Below are 23,250 nucleotides of genomic sequence, written 5' to 3' on the forward strand. Positions count from 1 at the left end.
GGGAGATATTTTCCACCACTAAATCGACATGGAGACGGACTATGGATGCTTCAAACAGTGAGCTACAGCTACATTCGCGTACCGGCAAGGGTGAAGGCGAAACCGTTGGCATCGCGCTGCTTGGATTCGGCACCGTGGGCGCGGAAGTTTTCCGCCTCTTAGATGAGAATGCGGATGCCTTTGCTCATCGCATCGGTGGGCCAGCAGAGATCCGTGGCATCGCCATCCAGAATAAGAATAAGCTGCGCCCGGGCGTGCCCAGTGAATTGTTGACCGATGATGCCAAGGCCCTGATCTCCCGCGATGATATTGACTTGGTGGTGGAGGTCATCGGCGGGATCGATTTCCCGCGCGAGCTGGTGTTGACCGCGCTTAATTCCGGCAAGTCCGTGGTGACGGCGAATAAGGCGCTCGTTGCTGCGCATGCTGATGAATTGGCCGAGGCAGCGGAACGCTCCGGCGTTGACCTCTACTTTGAGGCCGCCGTGGCCGCCGCCATCCCCGTCGTGGGTATGCTGCGTCGCTCCCTGGCAGGTGACCAGATTGAGCGCATCTCTGGCATCGTCAATGGCACGACCAACTACATCTTGGACGCGATGGAATCCACCGGCGCCACCTATGACGAGGCCCTAGCGGAAGCTACCCGCCTGGGCTATGCCGAGGCGGATCCCACCGCGGACGTGGAGGGGCATGACGCCGCATCGAAGGCCGCCATCATGGCCTCCATCGGCTTCCACACCCGCGTGAAGTTCGAGGACGTGCACTGCGAGGGCATTACGGATATCACCGCAGACGATATTGCCGCGGCAAACGATGCCGGCTATTCCATCAAGCTGCTCGCCATTTGTGAGCGCCTGCGCCGCGAGGATGGATCCGAAGTGGTCAACGCGCGCGTGCACCCGACCCTGGTGGCTAAGGATCACCCGCTGGCTTCTGTCAGCGAGTCCTATAACGCAATTTTCGTTGAGGCTGAGGCCGCCGGGTCGCTCATGTTCTACGGCAATGGTGCCGGCGGCAACCCTACCGCCTCGGCAGTGCTTGGCGATGTCGTCGGTGCCGCCCGCAATATCGTGCACGGCGGTCGCGCGCCTGGCGAGAATACCTACGCCAACCTGCCCATTTCAGACTTTGGCGAGGTCGATACCCGCTTCCACATCGATATGGAAGTCCAGGACCGCGCCGGCGTCTTGGAAGTCATTTCGGCGCTCTTCGCACAGCATGGGGTATCCCTGCGCACCGTGCGCCAAGAAGACGGCGAGGACACCGCGCGCCTTATCGTGGTCACCCACGCCGCCAAGGAAGCAACCCTGGAAAACATCGTCTCCGCCTTGGGCGAGCTCGATGAGGTCAAGGCCGTTCACTCGGTCATCCGCCTGGGCAGCTAAATCGGTTCGATATATTAGTCACCATGAGCATCGAAGTTGAAGTCGGCACCAAAGCGATAGTCACCGTCCCAGCCTCCACAGCGAATTTGGGACCGGGATATGACACCCTGGGCATGTCATTGAGCATGTACGACACCGCCGAGGTGGAGGTCATTCCCTCCGGCCTTGAGGTGGAGATTTTTGGCGAGGGGGCAGAAGACCTCCCGCGCGATGGCTCGCACCTGATGGTCAAGGCCATCCGCTCTGCGCTAGCTGCCGCCGAAGCCACGGTGCCAGGGCTGCGCGTGGTCTCGCATAATACGATTCCCCAATCGCGCGGCCTGGGTTCTTCGGCATCTACGGCGGTCGCCGGCGTGGCCGCGGGCAATGCCTTGGCGGGTAACCCGCTGACCCAAGAGCAGATCGTGCAATTGTCCTCGGCGTTTGAGGGCCACCCAGATAATGCCGCGGCCTCGGTGCTGGGCAGTGCCGTGGTCTCGTGGACGACGGTGCCTGTCGATGGCCGCTCCTTGCCGGAATACAAGGCCGCTACCATCAACGTGCATCCCGATATCCGGGCGACCGCGCTGGTGCCGGATTCCCATGCTTCCACCCAGGCGGTGCGCCGCGTGCTGCCTTCGCACGTGACGCATTCCGATGCCGCCTTTAACGTCTCCCGTACCGCCGTCCAGGTAGCCGCATTGCAGAACTACCCAGAGCTTTTGTGGGAAGGCACCCGCGATCGCTTGCACCAGCCGTATCGCGCCGGCGTGCTGCCCGTGACCGCGGAGTGGGTGAACCGCCTGCGCAACCGCGGGTACGCCGCCTATCTTTCTGGGGCGGGACCGACGGTGATGGTGCTGCACACGGAGGACATCGACGAGAGCATTCTTGATGATGCCCGCGAGCAGGGCCTCCGCGTCTTCGATCTCAAGGTTGCGGGCCCGGTCCGCGTGGAAGTTACGCAGGCTTAATCTCGATGTGGCAGACCTCGGGGCGCTGCATCGGCGTTAGGGCAATGTCCGCGTCCGCGCCGCTGGCTTCTTGCAAAAAGCCAGCGTGTATTGCACAGACAAAGGGGCTTGGGGTGGTTCCGGAGGAGACGAACGGGCAGGCATTCAGCTCGATTTCGGAAGGATCCGCGCCCTGCGAAGGATCAAAACCCATATCGCGCAGGGTGGCAAAAAGGGTGTCGAGCGCCCCGCTCTGGATATCCGCGCCCGTTGCGCGCGCCCATTGCCGTCCCAGCTCTCGGGCCTGTGGGGAAGAGAAATCATCGAGCTCTTCCTTGCCCGCGAGCATGGTAGTTAGCACGCTAATGAGGCTGACATATTCGTCTGCGATGGCGCGGTTATCCGGCACGCGCGCCTGGAAAATCAGGGACGGGCGCCCGCGCCCGGTGCTGTGCTCTGGAACGGCGGTCACGGCACCGACATGAATGAGTTCATCGATATGCCCGCGCGCGGTATTGACGTGCATGCCTAAATCTTTTGCTACCTCCGCAGCACGGGCTCCTCGCGGGTAGTGCTGGAGCTGCGTGAGCACCTCGTGCTGCTTAGGGGATAGCTTGAGTGCTTCTGGGAAAAGATCGGTGCTTGGGCGGGGGAGCGAATTAGGCATGCGATTAACTTCGTATCTCTGAGTGCTGATGAGGGGCTTGATTAACAGAAATCTTATCTTTAGCCACGCTATAGGATACGGTATCGCCCGTATCTATACCTAAAGCTACTTGCCTACTCACCGGCACGGTAATCGTGTGCCCGCCCATATCCAGGCTCAGCCGGGCATCCGCCATGCTGGCCGCTTCCACCGCGATGACCTTGGTGGACCAGCGATTGACCCCGGTAGAGGCTTCAGAGGCAAGGTGCACGTCGCTTGGCTTAAACGTGACCGCTACCGTATCTCCGGAGCGGAGATAGCTCGCGTCGCCGGTGATGGTTGTGCTCCCGCAAGAGACGATGGTCTCGGTAGCGGTGGCGTTTTCGACGGTGCCCTCTACACGGTTGAGCCCGGCGATGGAAGCCACGAAGCCGGTGGGCGGCACATCGAGGAGGTCCGCGGCTGGGCCCTGGGCAGTGACGCGGCCGGAATTCATGACCACCATGTCATCGGCAAGCCCGGCAATATCCAGCGCATTATGGGTCACCAGCAAGGTGGTCCGGTCGCGGCGGGTAGCGCGCAGGAAGCGGCGCCACTTGCTGGCGGATTCCACGTCGATGGCCGCCAAGGGCTCATCCAGAATCAGGATGGTGGGCCGCGCGGCGAGCGCGCGGACGAGGGCCACTTGGGCGGCCTGGCCGCCGGAAAGGGCGGGCACGGGGACATCGTTAAGCTCACGCAAGCCCGCCGCCTCCAGCAACTGCGTGGCACGTTGCTTATCGCGGGTGACCATCGCGATGGCTTGGTTGGCGGTGGCTCGCGGTGGCAGGCCGGGGCGCTGGGTCAGCAGGACGATGTCATCCTGGTTGGCGTTAATCTCCGCGCCGGTCAGCCGTCCGGCGATGCGGCTCATCAGCGTGGTTTTGCCCGAGCCATTGGAACCGACGATCGCGGTGATCGCGCGCGGGCTAAATTCCGTGGTTTCCCCATCCGCCGTGACGGATAGGGCAGGGGCATTATCCGGGGCGGTCAGGGCGCGGAGTTTCTCGTAGTCCATGCTGTGCAGCTCGCGGGCCTGCGCCTGATAGGAACGCTGGAGGAGCGAGGGCAGCCCGGCGAGGGCGAGGCAGACAATCGCCATCGCGATGAGGATGGCGGAGAGCACGTAGGCGCCATCGGTATCGACCTCGCGCTCCAAATAAATGCCGAGCGGCATCGTGCGGGTCACGCCCGGCTGGGAGCCCGCGAAGGTCAGCGTGGTGCCGAACTCGCCGAGGGACCGGGCAAAGGCAAGGCCGGCGCCGGTAGCAAGGGCGGGGGCGATGGAGGGGATGGTGATTTTGCGCAGTACCTCCCAGCGGGAAAGGCCTATGCTGGCGGCAGAGGCCAAAATCTCCTGATCCAATTGGCGCAGGGCGGAATCGACCGCCACCACGACGAAGGGCAAGGCGACGAAGCACTGCGCGGCGATGACGCCCGGGAAAGCAAAAGCAAAATGGAAGTCGATGGCGTCTAGAAGCGGGGACAAATAGCCCCGGCGGCCAATGGCGGCGGTCAGCGCCAAACCGCCCACCACGGGTGGCATGGCCAGGGGCAAATAGATGAATAGGCGGATAACGCCGCTGCCCCGGCCAAGCTGTTGGACCCATAAGGCAAGACCGGTCCCCAGTACCATCGCCAGCAGCATTGATTGGAATGCCGCGGTGAAGGACAGCTTGAGCATGTCCCAAATCTCCGGTTTGGCGAGGTATTCGCCGATGCGGTCCCACGGTACGCGCAGACCCAGCGAGGCTACGGGAACGAGGATAACAACGACCGCGATGAGGCCGATAAGGCCGATAACGAGGGGAGACTGAAGACGAATGGGCTGGGGAGGGGTCATTGATTAATCTGCTGGGTTAAAGCCGTACTCTTCCCAGGTCTTATCAAAGTCATCGGCCAACAGGTCGAGGACCTTTTGTGCCTCTTCTGGGTGCTCAGCCTCGGCGGAGACTGCGCCCAGGATCTGGTTGGCAAACTTATCAGCATCCGGGATCTCGATGACCTCTACATCATCGCCAGCGGCCGCGGCGTCGGTGGAGTAGACCCAGCCGGCATTGGCCTCACCGGAGACGACTTTGCCCAAAACGTCAGCGACCTGCTGCTCCTGGGAGGCGGGCTTTACGTCCAGGTCGTTTTCTTCGATGATCTGGGAAGAGATATCGCCGCAGGGAACCTGCGGGTCACAGATGACGAAGCGGTCTTCGTTCTGCAGATCCTCGATGGAGTGGATATTGCCCGGGTTGCCCTTCGGTACGACCATCACCATGACGTTGGTGGCAAGCACCTTCGGGTCCTTCACAGTTCCGTCATTGATTGCCTTGTCCATGGTCTTTTTGGACGCGGTAAGCAGCAGGTCCGCAGGAGCGCCCTCGCTGAGCTTATTGACCAAGTCAGAAGAGCCGCCATTTTGGAACTCGAGGTCAACCGGGGTGTCGAGCTCGGAAGCGCGCTTTTCTAGTTCGTCATTGATGACGCGGGTGGACGATGCAGCCAAGAGGTTCAGGCTGGTCTGCTCTGCATCGGAGGTGGTGGAGGTATCGGGAGAGCAGGCGGAGAGCGCCAAGCCGGTCGCAGCAACGGCGGCTGCGGCAAATTTCTTATTCATAGTGAATGCTCCGTGTTATATAGACAACTATGTACGAGAGATAGAGTTATCACCATTTAGCCTATCGATTTGCACGGGAATACACTACGAAATTCGCGTGAACTTGATGTGATAGTCGTTTTCTTCTTCCTTGAGGTAAGACAGCTCGAATTCCTCCGCGCGCTCTTCCACTTCCTTGAGTAGAGGGAGTGGGTTGTGCGGGGCGATGAGGATCATGGCTTGGCCCACGTTCAGGGTGCCCAAAGCGCCGTGGATGGCGCCGTGGCGCACGGCGTGGGGGATTTCGGAGGCGTTGAGGGTGGGAATGGAGTTCTGCTGGGAGGTATCAGTGATGGGAAGTTCCATGGGAAGCGTCATCCTTTCGGAGGTGGGGTGAGGTTTTACCTTGCCACCAATATTAGTACGATTAAAACCGTGATAAATAATAGGCTCGCGCACCGATTCTTCTTCCTTGCCTGCGCGGGGCTGTCCTTGCTTGTTGGGCTCGCCGCGGGGGCATCCCTGCTCGGCGTGGGGTTCTCGCCGGCAGCGTCTCTAGCTGCCGATCATGGCCCCTTGATGGTCTTTGGTTTTGTTGGCGGCGCCATCGGGCTGGAGCGCGCCGTCGCCGTGCGCACGCGGTGGGCCTGGGTAGGACCCATCTTCCACGTCGCCGGGTTCGTGGGCATCATGGCGGGCTTACCGCGGCAGGTCCCGGCTTTGTGCTTCGCAGCAGGCTTCATAGTGCTCGGATTTATCTATGCCACCATCCACCGGCGCCAGCCCGCCCTGTCCATCATCGTGCAGGCCACCGGCGTCATCGGCGGGGTAGCGGCGGCCCTGCTGTGGGCCATGGAACCGGCGTTTTCTACCGCGATGCCGCTGTGCGTGCTCTACGTGGTAGCGACGATCATCGGCGAGCGCATGGAGCTTGCCCGCATCACCATGGCTGGCACGCAGGCGGAAAAGCGGCTTACGCTGTGGGTTTTGGGGTTGGCGGCGCTGAGCGTGGTCTATATCCTCTCCCCGGCAGTGGGCTATCGCGCGATGGGCGTGGCGCTTATCGGCGTTGCGGTTTCTACCGTGCGCGTGGATGTGGCGAAGAACCTAGTGCGCTCGCGCGGGCTGCCACGCTATTCCGCCGCGTGCATGCTCGCCGGGTATTTTTGGTTGGCCCTCGGCGGCTATTTCTGGCTGCTCTATGGCGAAAGCTCCGGCTTTGCCTACGACGCCTCTGTACACGCCATCTTTTTGGGCTTTGTCATGTCCATGATTTTCGCGCATGCCCCCATCATCATTACCTCCGTCATCCGCCGCCACTTGCCCTACCACCCGGTGCTTTTCCTTCCCGTGGCGGTCTTGCACGGCGGGCTGGCGCTGCGCATGCTTGCCGATGTCGCCCGCCACACCGTCGCCTACCAGGTAGGTGGGCTGACGACCCTCGCCGCCGTCTTGGTTTTCCTCGCCTGCGGCATTACTTTGACGGTGAAGGAGGCCCGCCGTGCACATTAATGACATCTCCCTGGCCGCCCGCAGCCGCTGGCACATCGTGACCGCCGCGCTTATCGGCGCGTGGGTGCTCATCGGCATCGGCATCAACGTGGCGGGCTACTTGGGCGCGCCCGTGGTGTGGTGGGATCTCATCCACCCGCTGACCATCGGCGCGCTGACCACCGCCATCATCGTATTTTCCACCCATTTCACCGAGGCGCTTACCCGCACCGCCAATAACGGTTACCGGGGCGTGGGCGCGCGCGTGGCGCTCATCCAGGTGGGCCTTATCCTGCTCATTATCGATCGCGCGGGGTATGACTGGGGCCTGCTTGCCGATGCCGCCTCCCTCCTCATCATCGCCGCCCTTGTCTGGCAGCTCGTCTTTATCTACACGCGTTTGCGCGGATCGCTTTCTGGATCGTTTGCGGTGACGGTGCCGTTTTATGCGGCCGCATCCATCTTCATGATTTCCTCTGTAATCCTCGTGATTTTAAGCGGCAATGGCGTGGGCGACTATTCCTTCCTCGTGGCCGCCCACTCGCGCGGCATGGTCTGGGGGTTCGCGTGGCTGACCATTGTGGGCACCATTGTGACGCTGCTTCCCACTTTGTCTAATACCGCTATTTCGCCTATCGCGCGGGCGCGGTGCACGCGCGGGCTCATTGTCTACTGCGCCGGGCTGGCACTGACCATGGTTTGCGGCGCGGTGGGGTGGACGCGCGCGGCGGGCATCGCCCAGCTGCTCGTCGTTCTAGCCGCCATCATGATCATCCAACCGGTACTGGCCACCGTGCTGGGGTGCAACCCCCGGCTCACCACAGCATCGGTATCCGTTATCGCAGGACTGCTGTGGATGGTGGCCCTGTGCGCCGGCGATGCCGTCGCCGCAGCGCTCGGCGCTTACCCGCGCGTCATCACGCTGTTTGTGGTTCCGGCCTTCATCGGCGGCGGCATTTTGCAGCTGGTCACCGGCGTCTTGCACCATCTCTTGCCCACGCTGGTGGGAGGCGGTCCTGCCAAGGTGCACCACGGCCGGGATACCGCGGACCGCGCCGGTTTTGCCCGACTCGTCCTCATCAACCTCGGCGCCCTGCTGAGCCTTGTCAACGCCCTTTCTGCTGGGCTTATCCTCATGGGGATAGGCTTAGCATTAAACGTGCTTGCCGTGGGACGCGCCGTCTACCAACAACAGAATCTGGAGAATTAAATGCTTAGTGTTTCTTCCCCACAGCCACAGGATAAGCCGCCGGAGTCCGGTAACTCCCAATGGGCCTCGTGGTTACTTATCGGTATCGCGCTGGCCGCGGTGATCGCGCTCGCCCTAGTCAATACCACCTCTAAGGACTCTCAACCGGCGGGCTCTGTTGCCGAAGGTGAAACCCACACCATTGACGTAGAAGTCGATGGTATGGCCTTCGTCCCCAACCACGTTGATATCGATCCCGGCACCCACTTGGTGGTTAACTTCACCAATACCGGGGACCAAGTCCACGATCTAAAGATTGGTGATGCCGAAACCGGCCGCGTCGATCCCGGCGATACCGTGCAGCTCGATGCCGGTGTCATCGAATCCAGCATCGAAGGCTACTGCACCATTGCCGGTCACCGCCTGCAAGGTATGACCTTTGACGTCAACGTGGACGATTCCGCGCCAAGCACCGGCGGGCACGATCACCACCACGCCGTGGCAGGGGCATCCAACCCGCACGTTGATGTTCCGAGCGCCGCCGAACTCGGTGCCTCCCGCGAAGGTTTTAGCGCCTATGACGCCTCCCTGGCGCCGGCGGCTAATACCACCACGCACGAAGAAACCTGGTCGATGACCGAGGAAATCGTTGAGGTAGCCCCAGGAGTTAAGCAGATGCAATGGCTTTTTAATGGCCAGGCGCCAGGGCCGACGCTGCGCGGCAAGGTGGGCGATAAGTTCAAGATCACCATCAAGAACGAGGGCAGCATGGCCCATTCCATCGACTTCCATGCCGGTGAAGTCAACCCGGATGAAAACATGAAGTCCATCCAGCCTGGGGAAGAACTGACCTACGAATTCACCGCGAATCGCTCCGGCATTTGGATGTATCACTGCTCAACCGCCCCGATGTCCCTGCACATCGCGAACGGCATGGCCGGCAATGTCATCATCGATCCACCAGATCTCAAGGACGTGGATGCCGAATATAACTTCATTGCCAACGATGTATTCCTCGGTGAGGAAAAGACCGGCGCCGATGCCCAGCGCGTGGCCGATGGCGACTTCGACCTCATGGCCTTCAATTACTACCCCAGCCAATACGATGTCGACCCCATTAAGGCCAAGGTGGGCGATACCGTGCGGTTGTGGATCATGAACGTAGGCCCCGATCAACCGCTTAGCTTCCACGTGGTGGGCGAACAATTCGATACCGCCTACAAGGAAGGTGCTTATCTCATCAAGGACGAGGATAAGACCGGCTCGCAGGCCCTCGATCTGCTCCCCGCACAAGGCGGGTTCGTGGAGCTGACCTTCAACGAGCCCGGAACGTATTCCTTTGTCAACCACATCATGACTAACGCGGAAAAGGGACAGCACGGCAAGTTCGTCGTTACCGAATAAAGCGTTACCAACCCAACCCCGCCGTTCGTTCCCGCGCACTTCGTTCCCCCGCCCTTCGCGCTCACCAGGGCACTGTAGAGAGGTGAATCCACCTCTCCTCGTGAGCGCAAAGGGCGGGGGTCCTTTGATCGCAGCCTCCCCCTTGGCGCTCACTGGGCGGAAGTATCTACGGCCGCGCCGCTTTGCCGGTGAGCGCGAAGGGCGAGTGGGGGCGCGGGGTGGGCGCATGGGTAGCGTCGGAGTAGATGCAGCCAGAAGGAAACCGCCGCGGGCCATCCATCTACTGGACGACGCGCGGCGGTGGAAAGGGCCTAGGAAACTACCTAGGCACCGTGGCCCGGGGTTTCTCCCTCCAATTGCTTCCGGTTGGAGCGGATAGGCTCCCACGCGGTATTGGAGCGCATCGGGGTGGTGCGTTCATCGCGGGAGCGGTACACCACGTAGGGGCGGGTGACGTAGCCAACCGGTGCCGAGAATGCGTGGACGAGGCGGGTAAAGGGCCACACGGCGATGATGGTGAAACCGCAGAGGACGTGGACCTTAAATTGCCATGGGGCACTGGCCATGAGGTCGGGCTGGATGTTGAAGATCAACAGCTGGCGCAGCCACGGGGAGATGGTTTCGCGGTAGTCGTACCCACCGGTGCCGGCGAGGTCAAAAAGCTGCAGGGTAAAGGTGGCAAAGGAACCCGATACCAGCGCGAGGCCGAGCAGCGCGTACATGACCTTGTCCGAGGTGGATGTGGACAAGAACACGGAGCGGTTCTTTAGCCTGCGGTACAGCAAACCGGCAAAGCCCAGCAGAACCGCCAGCGCGGCAATGGAGCCTGGAATGGTGGCCAGGAGGTGGTAGGCGTGATCGCTGATGCCAACGGCCTGGGTCCAAGACTTGGGGAATGCCAAGCCCATCAGGTGGCCGATGACGACGAAGACCATGCCCCAGTGGAAGAGCGGCGAGGATAAACGCAGCAGCTTGGATTCATAGATTTGGGAGGAGTGGGTGGTCCAACCGAATTGGTCGGAACGCCACCGCCAGAAGATACCCACGAAGAACGCCGCGATGGCTAACCACGGGAAGGCACCCCAGAGGAAGTTATCAAACATAATGTGGCTCCTAGACGAGGTCTGGTTGGGTAGTGGGGAAGGGAAGGTCTGCAATGCCGACCATCTCGGCGGGTGGGCCGGTGCGGATGAGATCGACGTACTTTTGCGCGGTATCAGAATCGACTTCTGGAAGGGCCTTGCACAGCGCGACGATCAAGCTGACATACGGCGAACGCTCGCGAGCGAGGGCCGCGCGCAGCACCTCGATTCCTTCGCGGTAGCTGGCCACCAATTCAACGGCGCGCTCGTGGGTTTCCCCCTCGCTCATGGCGAGGGCTTCGAGGACCACGCAGAGGTGATCGGGTAGTTCTTCATCCGAAATCTCGAAGCCGAGCGACTCCAATTGCTGGCGGAAGGACAAAATGGCCATTCCGCGCTGGCGGGTATCGCCGACGGCGAAGTAGGACAGGTACAGCGCGCAGCGTCGGCGCTGGTCAAAGGTCTCGACGTAGTGTTCTTCCAAGCCGCGGGGGCCGATGCTGCGGGCCCATTCGGCGAAGTTGATGAAGTCGGTGGCGATGGCCAGCGGTAGGTCATCTACTTGGTCTTCGACCGCGGAGAGGCGGTCAAAGATATCTTCGCCGGGGTAATTCAGCAGCACGGACACGGCCATGGCGACGATTCGCCGCTGGTCTTCGGTGACTTCGACCGGCGTGACAAATTCATTGGGGACTTGACCTGTGTGGGTGCGCAGCGTCTTTTCGACGTCCTTGGCACCGCCCATGGAACCGATGCCAGCGGGTGTTCCGAATCCAGCCACGGGGGCATCGCCACCCTGCGGGGCCGATTGCCGCTGCAGGGATTCCTGGCGCTTGCGGAGTTTATCGAAGATATTCACGGCTTAACCTACTTCCGCGGCGGGAACATGGCATCGGGCCGGTCACCGCTCCAGGAGAGTAGCGAGACCTTGCCCTGTGGTTCGGCGCCGTGGGTGCAGGCTTCGGGTGCGCCCATGCCCAGGTCGTGGAAGACGTCTTCGGAGGCCTTGGCCGGGTCCACATCGCCGAACGGGTCCAAGTCGGTAATGCCGCGCGGGGATTCGGGCGAGGCGGTGGGGATGACGTAGCGGTCATCGTATTTAGCGATGGACAACAGGCGGTACATGCCTTCCATCTCCCTGCCTGTCATGCCTACTGCCTGGGCGATTTCCTCCTGCGGCTCATTGCCCAGGTTGATATCGCGCATATACGAGCGCATGGCGACGAGCCTGCGCAACGACTTTTCCACTGGGACGGTATCGCCGGCGGTAAACAGGCCAGCCAGGTATTCCAGCGGAATGCGCATATTCGATAGCGCCGAGAAGAGGATCTTGTGGTCCTCGCCGTCGTTGCCGGTCGCGGTCACCTTGTCAACGATGGGGGACAGCGGCGGGATGTACCAGACCATCGGCAGCGTGCGGTACTCCGGGTGCAGCGGCAATGCGACGCCGTACTTGAAGATGAGGTCGTAGATCGGGGACTGCTGTGCTGCATCGATCCAGGAGTGCGGGATGCCCTCGGCCTGGGCCGCGCGGACTACCTCCGGATCGCGGGGGTCGAGCATGATCGACTTTTGGGCCTCGAAAAGGTCCTGTTCATTTTCGGTAGAGGCGGCCTCGGCGACGCGGTCGGCATCGTAGAGGATGACGCCCAAGTAGCGCAGGCGGCCTACACAGGTCTCGGAGCACACAGTGGGTTGGCCAACCTCGAGGCGCGGGTAGCACAGCGTGCACTTTTCGGCCTTGCCGGTCTTGTGGTTGAAGTAGACCTTCTTATACGGGCAGCCGGATACGCACATGCGCCAGCCGCGGCAGCGGTCCTGGTCCACTAGGACGATGCCGTCTTCGGTGCGCTTGTACATCGCGCCAGAGGGGCAGGAGGAAACGCAGGTCGGGTTCATGCAGTGCTCGCAAATACGCGGCAGGTAGAACATGAACGAGTCCTCGATTTCCTTCTTGACCTCGAGGTTCATGTTGTGGAGCACGGGGTCATCGTCAAGCGTGGCAGTAGAGCCACCCAGGTTATCGTCCCAGTTGGAGGACCATTCGATCTTGCCGATGTCCCGGCCGTCGATCTGAGAGACCGGTTTGGCGGTGGGCTGGGTCTTCTGTCCCGCCTCGGCGCCCATGAGGTCCTCGTACTGGTAGGTCCAGGGCTCGTAGTAATCCTGGATGGTGGGCAGGTTGGGGTTGTGGAAGAGGGTGGCTAGCTTTTTGAGGCGCCCGCCGGCCTTGGGCTTGATCTTGCCGGAGGCCGTGCGCTCCCAGCCGCCCTTCCACTTTTCCTGGTCCTCCCAGGTGCGCGGGTAGCCGAGGCCGGGGCGGGTTTCGACGTTATTGAACCAGATGTACTCGGTGCCTTCGCGGTTGGTCCATGCCTGCTTACAGGTAACTGAACAGGTGTGGCAGCCAATGCACTTGTCCAAGTTCATGATCATGGAGATTTGGGCCATGACTTTCATTAGTAGGATACCTCCTGGGAACGGCGGCGAACGCGGGTGACTTCATCGCGGTTATTGCCGGTAGGGCCGATGTAGTTGAAGTGGTAGGTTAGCTGGCCATAGCCGCCAGCGATGTGCACCGGTTTGATGGAAATGCGGGTCAGCGAGTTGTGCGTGCCGCCGCGGCGGCCGGTGTGCTCGTTGATCGGCGTGCCCACGGTGCGCTCCTGTGCGTGGTTGCACAGCATGGTTCCCTCTGGGATGCGGTGGGAAACGATGGCGCGGGCGGAAACAACGCCGTTGCGGTTATATACCTCAACCCAGTCATTGTCCGTGACGCCGATTTTCTCGGCGTCCTTATTGGACATCCAGACCACCTGGCCACCGCGCGAGATGGAAAGCACGTGCAGGTTGTCAAAGTACTGCGAGTGGATGGACCACTTATTGTGCGTGGTGAGGTAACGCAGGGTGACCTCGGCCTCGCCCCGGTCATTGGTCAATTCCGTGCCCGGCGCGAATTCACCGTGCATGTGGACGTGATCTAGCGGTGGGCGGAAGATCGGCAGCGATTCGCCGTAGTCCATAAACCAGTCGTGGTCGATGTAGTATTGCATGCGGCCGGTCAGCGTGTGCCAGGGCTTTTCAAACTCGACGTTGATGGAAAAGGCGGTGTAGCGGCGCTTATTGCGCTTATCGGCGGTCCACTCGGGGGAGGTGATGACCTCCTTCGGGCGTTCTTTGATGTCGTCCCACGTGATGCGTACGTCTTCATCGGGAGTGCCCAGTGGGGTGAGATCCTTGCCGGTGCGCGAGGACAGGAATTCAAAGCCCTGCTTGGCTAGCTCACCGTTGGAGACACCAGACAGGTGCAAGATGGCGTCGATGACCTTGGTGTCCTTGGACAGATCCACCAGCTCGCCCATGGAGGTCTCCGTGGTGCCACAGATGAGCTCGAGTTCTTTGACCTGCTTTTCCACGTTGAACTTGGTGCCGTGCACGCCGGTGCCGGCCTTGGCGGGAAGCGGGCCCAGGTGCGCCCACTTTTCGTAGACCTTGGTGTAATCGCGCTCGACAACGTGCAGCTTTGGCATCGTGACCCCAGGGATAAGGCCCTGTTCTTCGGGGTCGGGGACGATGCCGTTGGGCATGCCAAGCTCGTCCGGGCTGTCGTGGTGGCTCGGCTGGGTAATGACATCGCGTTGCACGCCCAGCCACTTGGTGGCTTTATCAGAGAGGGCTGCGGCCAAGTCCCGGAAGACCTCGTAGTCCGAGCGGGCCTCCCACGGCGGGTTAATCGCCGCGTTAAATGAGTGCAGGTACGGGTGCATGTCAGTAGAGGACATGTCGTGCTTTTCGTACCAGGTTGCGGCCGGGAAGATGAGGTCCGAAACCAGCGTGGTGGAGGTATTGCGGAAGTCCATGGTCATCATCAGATCCAGCTTGCCCTCCGGTGCCTTATCCACCCACTTGATGCTGCGCGGGCGGTCTTCAGGGGCGAGTTCTTTCGCGGTAGCGTCCGAGTCGATGCCCAAGAGGTGGCGCAGGAAGAACTCGGTGCCCTTGGCGGACGAGCCGAGCAGGTTGGTGCGCCAGTTGAGCAGGATGCGCGGCCAGTTCTCCTCAGCAGACGGGTTGTCATAGGAGAACTCTAGGCGGCCGCTTTCTAGCTCTTGGACCACGTAGTCATTGATGTCCATGCCGGCCCCATCGGCTTCATCGGCAAGGAAGAGGGAGTTGCGGTTGAACTGTGGGTAGGCCGGCATCCAGCCGCGGCGCATGGATTCTGCCATGGTATCGGAGACCATCTTGTCCCCGATGGAACCGTGGCTAGCCAGCGGCGAGCCCAAGTGGGACGCGCGCGAATTATCGTAGCGGTACTGCTCTGTGGCGAAGTAGTAGAAGCCGGTGGAAATCATGTGGCGCGGCGGGCGTTGCCAGTCGGCGGCCATGGCCCACTGGGTCCAGCCGTTGATGGGGCGCAGCTTTTCCTGGCCCACGTAGTGTGCCCAACCGCCGCCATTGACGCCCTGGGTGCCGCACATGGAGGTTAGCGCCAAGAAGGTGCGGTAGATATTATCGGCGTGGAAGTAGTGGTTGACGCCCGCGCCCATGATGATCTGCGAGCGGCCCTTGGAATCCGCGGCGTTTTGTGCAAATTCGCGGCCGATGCGGATAGCGGTATCGGCAGCCACGCCCGTGAGCTCTTCCTGCCAGGCGGGGGTGCCGACCTCGCTGGCATCGTGGAAGTCCTTCGGCCAGCTACCCGGCAGGTGGAGATCCTCGCGGTCGACGCCGTAGTGGGCGAGCATGATGTCAAAGACGGTGGTAACCAGCTTGCCGTCGACCTCGCGGACGGGGACGCCGCGGTGGACGATGCCCGCGCCAATGGGCTTGTCGGTCCCCACGTCCTCTGGGTTGGTATCCAGGTCAAAGCGGGGGAAGAGCACCTCGGCGGTGTCAAAGCTATTGGTTTCTGCAATGGACATGACCGGATCGGCGTTATCCAGCGCCAGGTTCCACTTGGCGCTCTCGTTATCCCAGCGGTCTGCCACGGTGCCGCCCGGGTCAACGATGCGCCCGTCTTCTTCCATCACCAGGCCACGGTGGGTGGCGTTGGGGGAGGAGTTCAAGGTGGCATCGGCAAGCTGCGAGGCGGTGAGGAACTTGCCTGGGGTGTAGGTGCCGTCGCCGCGGTCTTCCAGGGATACCAGGAAGGGCGAGTCGGTGTATTTGCGCATGTAATTCAGGAAGTACGGTTCCTGGCGGTCCACGTGGAAGGTCTTCAAGATGACGTGGCCCATGGCAAAGGCGAGCGCTGCATCCGTGCCTGGCTCGATGCGGGCCCACTCATCGGCGAACTTGGTGTTATCCGCAAAGTCGGGCGAGACCACGACGACCTTGGTGCCCTTGTAGCGCGATTCCACCATGAAGTGGGCGTCCGGGGTGCGGGTGACCGGGATATTCGAGCCCCACATCATGAGGTAGGAAGAGTTGTACCAGTCGCCGGATTCCGGGACGTCGGTCTGGTCGCCGAAGGTCTGCGGGGATGCCGGCGGCAGGTCGGCGTACCAGTCATAGAAGGAGAGCGCGACGCCGCCGATGGTCTGCAGGAAGCGCATGCCCGCGCCATAGGAAATCTGGGACATGGCCGGGATCACGGTAAAGCCGTTGATGCGGTCAGGACCGTACTTGCGGATGGTGTAGACGTGCGCGGCCGAGGCGATGTCGATGGCCTCTTCATAAGAGATGCGGATGAGCCCGCCCTTGCCGCGCTGGGAGATATACGCCTTGCGCTTTTCGGGGTTCTCTTGGATGGCGCGCCAGGCCAGGACGGAATCGCCGTGCTTAGCCTTTTCCTCGCGGAACATATCTACCAGCACGCCGCGGGCATACGGGTAGCGCACGCGGGTAGGAGAGTAGGTGTACCAGGAAAAGGAGGCTCCACGCGGGCAGCCGCGGGGCTCGTATTCTGGCATGTCATTGCCGGTGGTGGGGTAATCCACCGCCTGGGATTCCCAGGTGATGACGCCGTCTTTGACGTAGACCTTCCACGAGCACGAACCGGTGCAGTTCACGCCGTGGGTGGAGCGCACCATCTTGTCGAAGGCCCAGCGGTTGCGGTAAAAGACATCTGCCTGGCGGCCGCCCTTTAAGAAAAGTTGCTGACCAGAATCGGTAGCTTCGCCTTTGCGCAGGTAGGCACCGAACTTAAAGAGCGGATTTGAAGAGCCCTTTTCGGGCGCGAAGTATGCAGTCATGGGGTTGAAAGCTCCTAATTATCCGGGGAATGGTGCATTGGGGCGGGCGTAGTAGATCCACACCAGCACGGTGGTGATGGCGAAGTACACGGCGCAGCCCCAGAAGAACGTCGGTGCAGACATCATGGAGAGCAAGACACCTGCGACAAACGGGCCGAAGGCGCCGATGGCACCGGTCCAACCGATAACGCCGCCTGCTTGGCGCTTGGGCAAAATCATGGGCATTTGCTTAAACGTGCCGGCGTTGCCCAAGCCCGTGAAGAAGAAGAAAATGAGCATGGTTCCTAGGAACCACCAGACCTCATCCGGCTCGTCCGGGGTGAGGAAGAAGGTGGCCACGACGGTAAAGATGGTCATGCCCAGGCAGCCAATGAAGGTCCAGATGGCGCCGCCGAACTTATCGCACAGTGGGCCCCACAGGGCGCGGACGAGCGCACCGATAAGTGGTCCGAGGAAGGCGTAGCTCGCGCCGGCAGGCAGGTTCTCGTAGGTGCCGGCAAATTCGGAGCCTTCGCCGAAGATCTGGTTAATAAGCAGCGCGGTTTGCGCGGCGAAGCCTGAAAATGCGCCGAAGGTCATGAAGTAGACGACGGTAAGAATCCAGGTGTTCTTATTGCCAAAGATGTCCATCTGCTGGCGGAAATTCGCCTTCACGGGAACATCCTTGAGCAGGGTCCATGCCAGGAATGCGCTGACGATGGCCCACGGCACCAAGAAGATGGCGGGGTTGTGGACAAAGATTTCGCCGTCATCGGTGCGCTGCGGGGCAACAAAACCTACACCCAACAGGGTAAAGCCCATGAGCCATGGGGCAACCAGCTGGATGAAGGAGATACCGAAGTTACCGATGCCGGCCTGGATACCCAGCGCGGTACCGGACAGGCGCTTGGGGAAGAAGTAGCCGGTCGAGGGCATGAAGCCGGAGAACACGCCGCCGCCGATGCCGGAGAGGAAGGCGAGGGTCATCAGCCACCAGTAAGGGGTGGAGGAGTCCTGCACCGCGAAGAACCAGCCCAGCATGGGGATGATAAACAGCAGCGAGGAGCTGAAGACGAGCTTGCGCGTGCCGAGGATAGGCGGCAGGAACATGAAGATGAGACGGAAGATACCGCAGGCCAATCCGGGGATGGCGGTCAGCCAATAGAGCTGGCTGCGCGTTAAGTCGAAACCAATCTGGTTCAACTGCGGGGCAATTGCCGATACGAGGTACCAGGTGGCAAAGCCAATGATAAGAACAAATGTGGAGATCCACAGCGTGCGCCAGGCAATTTTGGAATCCCAGTGGTCGGAATCTTCTGGATCCCAACCTTGGATGACTTTGCCTGAGGTATCAAGAGCAGTCATGATTTCCTCACAGGTAGTAGGTCGTTCAACTCCTCAATTTACCGGCGACTATGCTCGAACAGGTAAATAAAAACGGTAAAATCCGTATCTAATTACGGCATACAAATGTTGCGTAATTCTTGATCGATTCCGATACCGCAGGTTAGCCCCATGTCCCAAGTGTGTTGGTATCGAAAACTGAATAATGTGATATTAACCACACTCCACAATGGGAAAGGAATGAGACTTATGCCCCAAAGGAAGGCACAGATAATCGTCAGCTCGGACCGCATTTTGTCCGGGGAAAAACCGAACCGCGCCGGGGAGAAAGCGGTAGAAATCCTGCGCACCCACGACATCGATGTCGCGCCACCGAGCATCGTGCCGGAGGGCTATACGCCAGTCGACGACGCGCTGCGCACCGCCGTGGATACCGGCACCGATATCGTCGTGGTCATCGGCGGCACCGGCATCGGGGCGGCGAACCTGACCCCAGAGGTCACCGAGCGCTATATCAAGGCCCGCCTCTACGGCCTGGAGACCCAGGTGCTCCTGCGCGGGCTCGAGTCCTCGCCCAAGGCGGGCCTCTCCCGCGGGATCATTGGCATGACCGACCACGGCGGCGGCAGCCTCATCATCAATTGCGCCTCGTCTACCGGCGCCGTCGCAGATGCCCTTGGGGTTATTGCGCCGCTGCTTGCCGATGTCTTCCGCTCCCGCGGCGAATAATGCCTCCCTCACCGTCCCTTCGCGCTCACGGGGAGGGCGGCGTGTACTTGCCTTAGCCGCGCCGGTGAGCGCGAAGGGCGGGGTGTGGCGGAATAGACTGCAATTCGGCCGGGGTATCATAATCGCGCTCGGCGCCGGTGCCGGCCACCTCGACGAAATCGGCGCCGCGGATAAGCCTGCGCACGGAGACATTGCGGGTGGACTCCAGCGCACCTAGGCACCCAAAGAGCGCAGCGGTATGCCACAGCGAACACAGGGGTTGTAAATACCCGTCCGCGGCGCGGGTAATCGCGGCACCGGCGGTGGGCGCGGCATGCAACGCTCCGTTCAGGTGTGGGAGCAGTTGCGGGGAATCGGGAGCATCCACCGCGAAGAGTGCCAGGCGGTCACAATGCGACAAAGCGCGCGCACCTGCCTCGATGCCGGCGACGGGGCCACCAAAAAGCGGCGACTCGCAGACCTGCGGCATACCGAGGTAGTGCGGGGAGATAACAATAGACGGCATGCCATAGGGAAGCTGGCGCAGCAGGCGGTCCACCAGGCGCAGGCCAAAGGCGCGTACCTGTGCCTTATCGGCCCCGCCCATGCGGCGCGATTGCCCGCCGGCCAAAATGATCGCGCCGTCCATTAAGCCTCCGGGAGGGTCCTAGACCAATCGCCGGAGCGCCCGCCCGACTTCGCCACGATGCCGCACCGGCGAATATACGCGGAGCGATCGACGCCCTTGACCATGTCAATGAGCGCTAAGGCGGCAACGTTGACCGCGGTCAGTGCCTCCATTTCCACGCCGGTGCGGTCGGCGGTGCGCACGGTGGCGGTGATCTTCACGTGGGCATCGGCAAGCTCGAGATCCACCGCGCAGCCATGCACGCCGATGGTGTGCGCGAGCGGCAGGAGCTCTGGGACCTTCTTCGCCGCGGAAATGCCGGCAATGCGCGCGACCGCCAGCACGTCACCCTTGGGCACGGTGCCCTCGCGCAGCGCGGTCATGACCTCCGGGGAGCAGGCGACCTCGCCCTCGGCGGTGGCGGTGCGCACGGTCGGCTGCTTCTCGGTCACATCGACCATGTAGGCGGTGCCGGCGGAATTGAGGTGGGTAAACTCCATGAAAAATTCTCCTCTTTAATACAGATAGACGGTGGTCTCTTCGCCCGCGGCGGGGGCGGGTCCATCAATGATGCAATACCCATTCGTACCGGCCAGCGAGACCACCCGGTGGCTGCCACGGCTTAACGCGCCAGTAATCCTGGGCTTTCCCGCAAAGCTTACGGTCACAGGAACGATGACGGGGCGTGCGCTTGCCGATGGCAGCGAAACCTCCACCTTCGCACTCAGCTGCACGGTCTCCCGCGGGTGCGGCTGGCCCGATAAGGCGGCGATAAGCGGGCGTGCATAGAGCTGGAAACCGACGAAAGCCGCCACCGGATTGCCCGGCAGCGCAAGCACCGGAACACCCCGCCACCTGCCGATGCCCTGCGGCGCACCGGGCCGCTGGTGAACGTGCCCGAACCACGAATTATCGCCCGTGCCCAGCACTACGTGCACCACATCGAAAGCGCCGGCCGATACCCCGCCGGAGGTAATGATGAGGTCGTGGGATGCGCTGAGCTCATCGAGCAATCTGGATAACTCCGCAGGATCGTCGCCCACGTGCGAGTAGGACTCCGTGTGGGCGAGGGAGGCGAGCATCGGACCATTGGAATCCGGCAGGCGCCCTGGGGCAAGTTCATCCGGATAGGTGGATAGCTCATTGCCGGAAGAAATCACCGCGATGCGCGGGCGCCGGTAGGCCCGCACGGAATAGATGCCGGTGGATATAAGCGCCGCGATAACCGCCGCGTTCGCGGTGGCGCCGGCAGGGGCAACTATGGTGCCGGGTTGTATATCTTCTCCAGCGGGGCGGATATGGGTTTTTGCAGGCGCGGCGGTGATGGTGACCTCGCGCGGCAACTCCGTGGGACCAGACGGGACGGTGGTGTTTTCTACTGGGACGACGATTAAGCCAGTGGCATCGCCCACCGGGGCCCCGGTCATGATGCGAACGGCCTGGCCGGCGGGAACTGCCTGAGCGGTTGCACCGGCGGGGACATCGCCTGCGACCGGCAGCGTCCACGGGCCCGTGCCCGAAATATCTGCGACACGGACGAGGAAGCCATCCATAGCGGAATTGGCAAACGGCGGGACGGGAAAGCGCGCGGTCGCATCCTCCGCTAATACCCGTCCGCACAGCGCGGGGCCAACGGGTACGGACTCTGCGCGCGGTGCCGGCGCCAGCGCCAAAACCGCGGAAAGGTGCTCAGAAATGGAACGCGATGCGGACATAAATAATTAGATTAGCCGCCTATGGCAGACATGGGACGATCCGGCTGCAAAAAGCCCTCATCATCAATGCCATGGCCCGGTTTCTTCGTCCACATTTCCCCGGCCCACGCCTCCATTAATTCCTCGTCGCTGGCGCCAGAGCGCATGAGATCCCGCAACTGGGTTTCGGAATTGCCAAACAGGCAGTTGCGCACGGCACCATCGGTGGTAAGCCGGGTGCGGTCGCAGTCGCCGCAGAAGGGATGGGTTACGGAGGCGATGATGCCGAGCTTGCCGGCGGTGCCATCGGGGGCGATAACATCCCATAAAGCGGCCGGGGCTGATCCGCGCGGCTCGCGCGCCGGGCGCATGGAAAAGTGGCTTTGTAGCCGGTGCAAGATGTCATCTGCGGTGACCATGTCTTCGCGGCGCCACTTTTCCCGCGGTCCGAGCGGCATCTGCTCAATAAAGCGCAGCTGGGCGCCCTGGTGCAGCGCATAGTCCGCCAGCGGGACAATATCTGCTTCATTGACGCCGGGCATGACCACGGCATTGATCTTGACGGGATTCAATCCGGCATCGGCTGCGGCGGCGATGGCTTCGAGCACGTGGGCTAGCCGATCGCGCCGGGTGAGTGCGGCATAGCGCTGTGGATCGATGGTATCTAGCGAGATATTAATGCGGTCGAGGCCTGCTGCGGCAAGCTTTGCGGCGCGCTTTTCCAAGCCCAACCCATTAGTAGTCAGCGCCGTCGACGGCGCAATGCCTTCATCCGTGGTGAGTTCCTTGGTAGCGGCGATGATTTTTTCCAAGGATTTGCGCAGCAGCGGCTCGCCGCCGGTAAAGCGCACCTGGCGGATGCCGAGCTTTTCCACGCCGAGGCGGATAAGCCGGATGGTCTCTTCATCGGACAGCATTTGCTGCGTGGGCATCCACTCTAAGCCTTCGGCTGGCATGCAGTACGTGCAGCGCAGGTTGCAGCGATCCGTCAACGATACGCGCAGGTCGCGTGCCCTGCGGCCGTAGCGGTCAACCAAGGCGCGGGTGCCGTCGCTTGCTGCGGCGGGTAAATCCTCCGGCGGCTGCGTCCGGCCCACGGTGGGCAGGGGCAGGGACACCGCTGAAGAAGAAGGCGTTGGTGAAGTCATTGCTGCCAGTCTAAGAGTGGGGAACTAAGTACACCAAGCTACAACCCTGCCTGGCCGTTGATTATTCCTCGTTTTCCCGGTTAAATTCACTTTCGTTGATTTCGTCAAGGCGCTGGGCTTCACCTGGACCCTTGAGGCGGATGATGTTGTATTCACCTTCTGCCAAGTGGGTGCGCAGATCCTTCTTATCGAACTTGCCCACTGAGGTTTTATCGATCGACTTCACGAAGGTCCAGTACTCCGGCAGCATCCAGCTGGGCAATTCCTTGCGCAGGCTCTGGCGCAATTTTTCGGCTGTTTCGATGGTGGGAGAGGCCTGATCATCCAAGACAGTTACGGCGAGGGGGCGTTCCACCCACTGTTTATCCGGGTAGCCAATCACCGCGGCTTCCACCACATCGGAATTGGCCATGATGAGGTTTTCTAACTGCACCGAATAGATCCACTCGCCACCCGAGCGGATGACATCGCGGGCGCGGTCTTCCACGGTGAGGAAGCCGTCCTTCGTTACGGAGCCGACATCGCCTGTGCGCAACCAGCCATCTGCGGTGAACTTGGATTCCGCGGCCTCGACCGGCTTGCCGCGGAACTCGGAAGCCACTTCACCCGGCTCAGCGGTGGGGGAATGATAATAAGAACCGGTCACAAGGTTGCCACGCACCTGGAGCTCACCGGCATTGCGGTCGGTCTTCGATACCACTTGGCCGTCATTGACCACGCGGTATTGCAGCGAGGCGGCGATCTTTCCCTGGGAGATGCGATAAGCCCAGCGGGTATCGCCGGACGCTCCCTGCGGC

At 61.5% G+C, this 23,250-nt stretch carries 20 protein-coding genes; 6 read left to right on the forward strand and 14 right to left on the reverse strand.

Annotated elements, in window-relative coordinates:
• Positions 1-41: 41 nt before the first annotated feature.
• Together ABRP87_RS04320 and thrB are read left to right on the forward strand one after the other, a co-directional pair.
• Positions 42-1,385 carry a homoserine dehydrogenase gene (locus ABRP87_RS04320; protein WP_349867866.1) on the forward strand — a complete coding sequence of 448 codons (1,344 nt, stop codon included), beginning with the start codon at positions 42-44 and terminating at the stop codon, positions 1,383-1,385.
• Positions 1,386-1,408: 23 nt separating this feature from the next.
• Positions 1,409-2,338 (forward strand): homoserine kinase, encoded by a 930-nt coding sequence (gene thrB / locus ABRP87_RS04325; RefSeq protein WP_349867867.1) that lies wholly within the window; start codon positions 1,409-1,411, stop codon positions 2,336-2,338.
• On the opposite strand, the gene ABRP87_RS04330 is transcribed toward thrB, so the two are convergent.
• The 4 genes from ABRP87_RS04330 to ABRP87_RS04345 all read right to left on the reverse strand — a co-directional run bounded on the left by ABRP87_RS04330 (position 2,325) and on the right by ABRP87_RS04345 (position 5,955).
• Positions 2,325-2,984 carry a helix-turn-helix transcriptional regulator gene (locus ABRP87_RS04330; protein ID WP_349867868.1) on the reverse strand — a complete coding sequence of 220 codons (660 nt, stop codon included), beginning with the start codon at positions 2,982-2,984 and terminating at the stop codon, positions 2,325-2,327. The two genes, thrB and ABRP87_RS04330, sit on opposite strands and share 14 nt — an antisense overlap.
• A 4-nt stretch (positions 2,985-2,988) precedes the next feature.
• Positions 2,989-4,845 (reverse strand): ATP-binding cassette domain-containing protein, encoded by a 1,857-nt coding sequence (locus ABRP87_RS04335; RefSeq protein WP_349867869.1) that lies wholly within the window; start codon positions 4,843-4,845, stop codon positions 2,989-2,991.
• Positions 4,846-4,848: 3 nt separating this feature from the next.
• Positions 4,849-5,610: a molybdate ABC transporter substrate-binding protein gene (gene modA / locus ABRP87_RS04340; protein ID WP_239267784.1), complete on the reverse strand. Its 762-nt coding sequence runs from the start codon at positions 5,608-5,610 to the stop codon at positions 4,849-4,851.
• 84 nt (positions 5,611-5,694) lie between these two features.
• A complete protein-coding gene (locus ABRP87_RS04345) occupies positions 5,695-5,955 on the reverse strand; it encodes a DUF2249 domain-containing protein (RefSeq protein ID WP_023026336.1) in 261 nt (86 codons plus the stop codon).
• A gap of 69 nt (positions 5,956-6,024) precedes the next feature.
• Between ABRP87_RS04345 and ABRP87_RS04350 the strand changes: the two genes are divergently transcribed.
• The 3 genes from ABRP87_RS04350 to ABRP87_RS04360 are packed head-to-tail and all read left to right on the forward strand — an operon-like array spanning position 6,025 to position 9,673.
• Positions 6,025-7,101, forward strand: coding sequence for a DUF8744 domain-containing protein (locus ABRP87_RS04350; RefSeq protein ID WP_349867870.1), 1,077 nt, complete (start codon positions 6,025-6,027; stop codon positions 7,099-7,101).
• Positions 7,091-8,290: a hypothetical protein gene (locus ABRP87_RS04355; RefSeq protein WP_023026338.1), complete on the forward strand. Its 1,200-nt coding sequence runs from the start codon at positions 7,091-7,093 to the stop codon at positions 8,288-8,290. The genes ABRP87_RS04350 and ABRP87_RS04355 overlap by 11 nt, the downstream gene beginning before the upstream one ends.
• Positions 8,291-9,673: a multicopper oxidase domain-containing protein gene (locus ABRP87_RS04360; RefSeq protein WP_023026339.1), complete on the forward strand. Its 1,383-nt coding sequence runs from the start codon at positions 8,291-8,293 to the stop codon at positions 9,671-9,673. It begins immediately after the preceding gene.
• Positions 9,674-9,996: 323 nt separating this feature from the next.
• Here ABRP87_RS04360 and narI read toward each other — a convergent pair whose 3' ends face one another.
• The 5 genes from narI to ABRP87_RS04385 are packed head-to-tail and all read right to left on the reverse strand — an operon-like array spanning position 9,997 to position 18,296.
• A complete protein-coding gene (gene narI / locus ABRP87_RS04365) occupies positions 9,997-10,776 on the reverse strand; it encodes a respiratory nitrate reductase subunit gamma (protein WP_005280178.1) in 780 nt (259 codons plus the stop codon).
• 10 nt (positions 10,777-10,786) lie between these two features.
• Complete coding sequence (narJ, locus tag ABRP87_RS04370) at positions 10,787-11,614, reverse strand: nitrate reductase molybdenum cofactor assembly chaperone (RefSeq protein WP_023026340.1); 828 nt, start codon at positions 11,612-11,614, stop codon at positions 10,787-10,789.
• 8 nt (positions 11,615-11,622) lie between these two features.
• Positions 11,623-13,215, reverse strand: coding sequence for a nitrate reductase subunit beta (gene narH / locus ABRP87_RS04375; protein ID WP_023026341.1), 1,593 nt, complete (start codon positions 13,213-13,215; stop codon positions 11,623-11,625).
• On the reverse strand, positions 13,215-16,952 hold the full coding sequence (locus ABRP87_RS04380; RefSeq protein WP_349867871.1) for a nitrate reductase subunit alpha: 3,738 nt from the start codon (positions 16,950-16,952) through the stop codon (positions 13,215-13,217). The genes narH and ABRP87_RS04380 overlap by 1 nt, the downstream gene beginning before the upstream one ends.
• An 18-nt stretch (positions 16,953-16,970) precedes the next feature.
• Complete coding sequence (locus ABRP87_RS04385; RefSeq protein WP_349867872.1) at positions 16,971-18,296, reverse strand: nitrate/nitrite transporter; 1,326 nt, start codon at positions 18,294-18,296, stop codon at positions 16,971-16,973.
• Positions 18,297-18,524: 228 nt separating this feature from the next.
• Between ABRP87_RS04385 and ABRP87_RS04390 the strand changes: the two genes are divergently transcribed.
• Positions 18,525-19,004 carry a molybdopterin-binding protein gene (locus ABRP87_RS04390; RefSeq protein ID WP_023026344.1) on the forward strand — a complete coding sequence of 160 codons (480 nt, stop codon included), beginning with the start codon at positions 18,525-18,527 and terminating at the stop codon, positions 19,002-19,004.
• Between the two features lie 52 nt (positions 19,005-19,056).
• Here the strand turns inward: ABRP87_RS04390 and mobA are convergent, their stop codons facing one another.
• The 5 genes from mobA to ABRP87_RS04415 all read right to left on the reverse strand — a co-directional run.
• Positions 19,057-19,632, reverse strand: coding sequence for a molybdenum cofactor guanylyltransferase (mobA, locus tag ABRP87_RS04395; RefSeq protein ID WP_349867873.1), 576 nt, complete (start codon positions 19,630-19,632; stop codon positions 19,057-19,059).
• A complete protein-coding gene (gene moaC, locus ABRP87_RS04400) occupies positions 19,632-20,111 on the reverse strand; it encodes a cyclic pyranopterin monophosphate synthase MoaC (RefSeq protein WP_005280185.1) in 480 nt (159 codons plus the stop codon). Before moaC ends, mobA begins: the two co-directional genes overlap by 1 nt.
• Before the next feature lie 15 nt (positions 20,112-20,126).
• Positions 20,127-21,326: a molybdopterin molybdotransferase MoeA gene (locus ABRP87_RS04405; RefSeq protein ID WP_349867874.1), complete on the reverse strand. Its 1,200-nt coding sequence runs from the start codon at positions 21,324-21,326 to the stop codon at positions 20,127-20,129.
• An 11-nt stretch (positions 21,327-21,337) separates the two neighbouring features.
• Positions 21,338-22,453, reverse strand: a complete 1,116-nt coding sequence (gene moaA, locus ABRP87_RS04410; RefSeq protein ID WP_349867875.1) for a GTP 3',8-cyclase MoaA — start codon at positions 22,451-22,453, stop codon at positions 21,338-21,340.
• 61 nt (positions 22,454-22,514) lie between these two features.
• On the reverse strand, positions 22,515-23,250 hold a 736-nt coding region (locus ABRP87_RS04415), incomplete at its 5' end, for an AMP-binding enzyme (protein ID WP_502879279.1).

Origin of the sequence: Corynebacterium sp. KPL2830 (genome assembly GCF_040225635.1) — a bacterium.
In the GTDB taxonomy this organism is placed as follows: domain Bacteria; phylum Actinomycetota; class Actinomycetes; order Mycobacteriales; family Mycobacteriaceae; genus Corynebacterium.

What these genes read in the sequence shown, in the direction of transcription:
- modA (WP_239267784.1), bottom strand. Translation starts at nt 5,610, where the DNA reads ATGAATAAGAAATTTGCCGCAGCCGCCGTTGCTGCGACCGGCTTGGCG.
- ABRP87_RS04360 (WP_023026339.1), top strand. Translation starts at nt 8,291, where the DNA reads ATGCTTAGTGTTTCTTCCCCACAGCCACAGGATAAGCCGCCGGAGTCC.
- ABRP87_RS04385 (WP_349867872.1), bottom strand. Translation starts at nt 18,296, where the DNA reads ATGACTGCTCTTGATACCTCAGGCAAAGTCATCCAAGGTTGGGATCCA.
- ABRP87_RS04390 (WP_023026344.1), top strand. Translation starts at nt 18,525, where the DNA reads ATGCCCCAAAGGAAGGCACAGATAATCGTCAGCTCGGACCGCATTTTG.
- moaC (WP_005280185.1), bottom strand. Translation starts at nt 20,111, where the DNA reads ATGGAGTTTACCCACCTCAATTCCGCCGGCACCGCCTACATGGTCGAT.
- ABRP87_RS04330 (WP_349867868.1), bottom strand. Translation starts at nt 2,984, where the DNA reads ATGCCTAATTCGCTCCCCCGCCCAAGCACCGATCTTTTCCCAGAAGCA.
- moaA (WP_349867875.1), bottom strand. Translation starts at nt 22,453, where the DNA reads ATGACTTCACCAACGCCTTCTTCTTCAGCGGTGTCCCTGCCCCTGCCC.
- thrB (WP_349867867.1), top strand. Translation starts at nt 1,409, where the DNA reads ATGAGCATCGAAGTTGAAGTCGGCACCAAAGCGATAGTCACCGTCCCA.
- ABRP87_RS04380 (WP_349867871.1), bottom strand. Translation starts at nt 16,952, where the DNA reads ATGACTGCATACTTCGCGCCCGAAAAGGGCTCTTCAAATCCGCTCTTT.
- ABRP87_RS04320 (WP_349867866.1), top strand. Translation starts at nt 42, where the DNA reads ATGGATGCTTCAAACAGTGAGCTACAGCTACATTCGCGTACCGGCAAG.
- ABRP87_RS04405 (WP_349867874.1), bottom strand. Translation starts at nt 21,326, where the DNA reads ATGTCCGCATCGCGTTCCATTTCTGAGCACCTTTCCGCGGTTTTGGCG.
- mobA (WP_349867873.1), bottom strand. Translation starts at nt 19,632, where the DNA reads ATGGACGGCGCGATCATTTTGGCCGGCGGGCAATCGCGCCGCATGGGC.
- narH (WP_023026341.1), bottom strand. Translation starts at nt 13,215, where the DNA reads ATGAAAGTCATGGCCCAAATCTCCATGATCATGAACTTGGACAAGTGC.
- narI (WP_005280178.1), bottom strand. Translation starts at nt 10,776, where the DNA reads ATGTTTGATAACTTCCTCTGGGGTGCCTTCCCGTGGTTAGCCATCGCG.
- ABRP87_RS04335 (WP_349867869.1), bottom strand. Translation starts at nt 4,845, where the DNA reads ATGACCCCTCCCCAGCCCATTCGTCTTCAGTCTCCCCTCGTTATCGGC.
- ABRP87_RS04345 (WP_023026336.1), bottom strand. Translation starts at nt 5,955, where the DNA reads ATGGAACTTCCCATCACTGATACCTCCCAGCAGAACTCCATTCCCACC.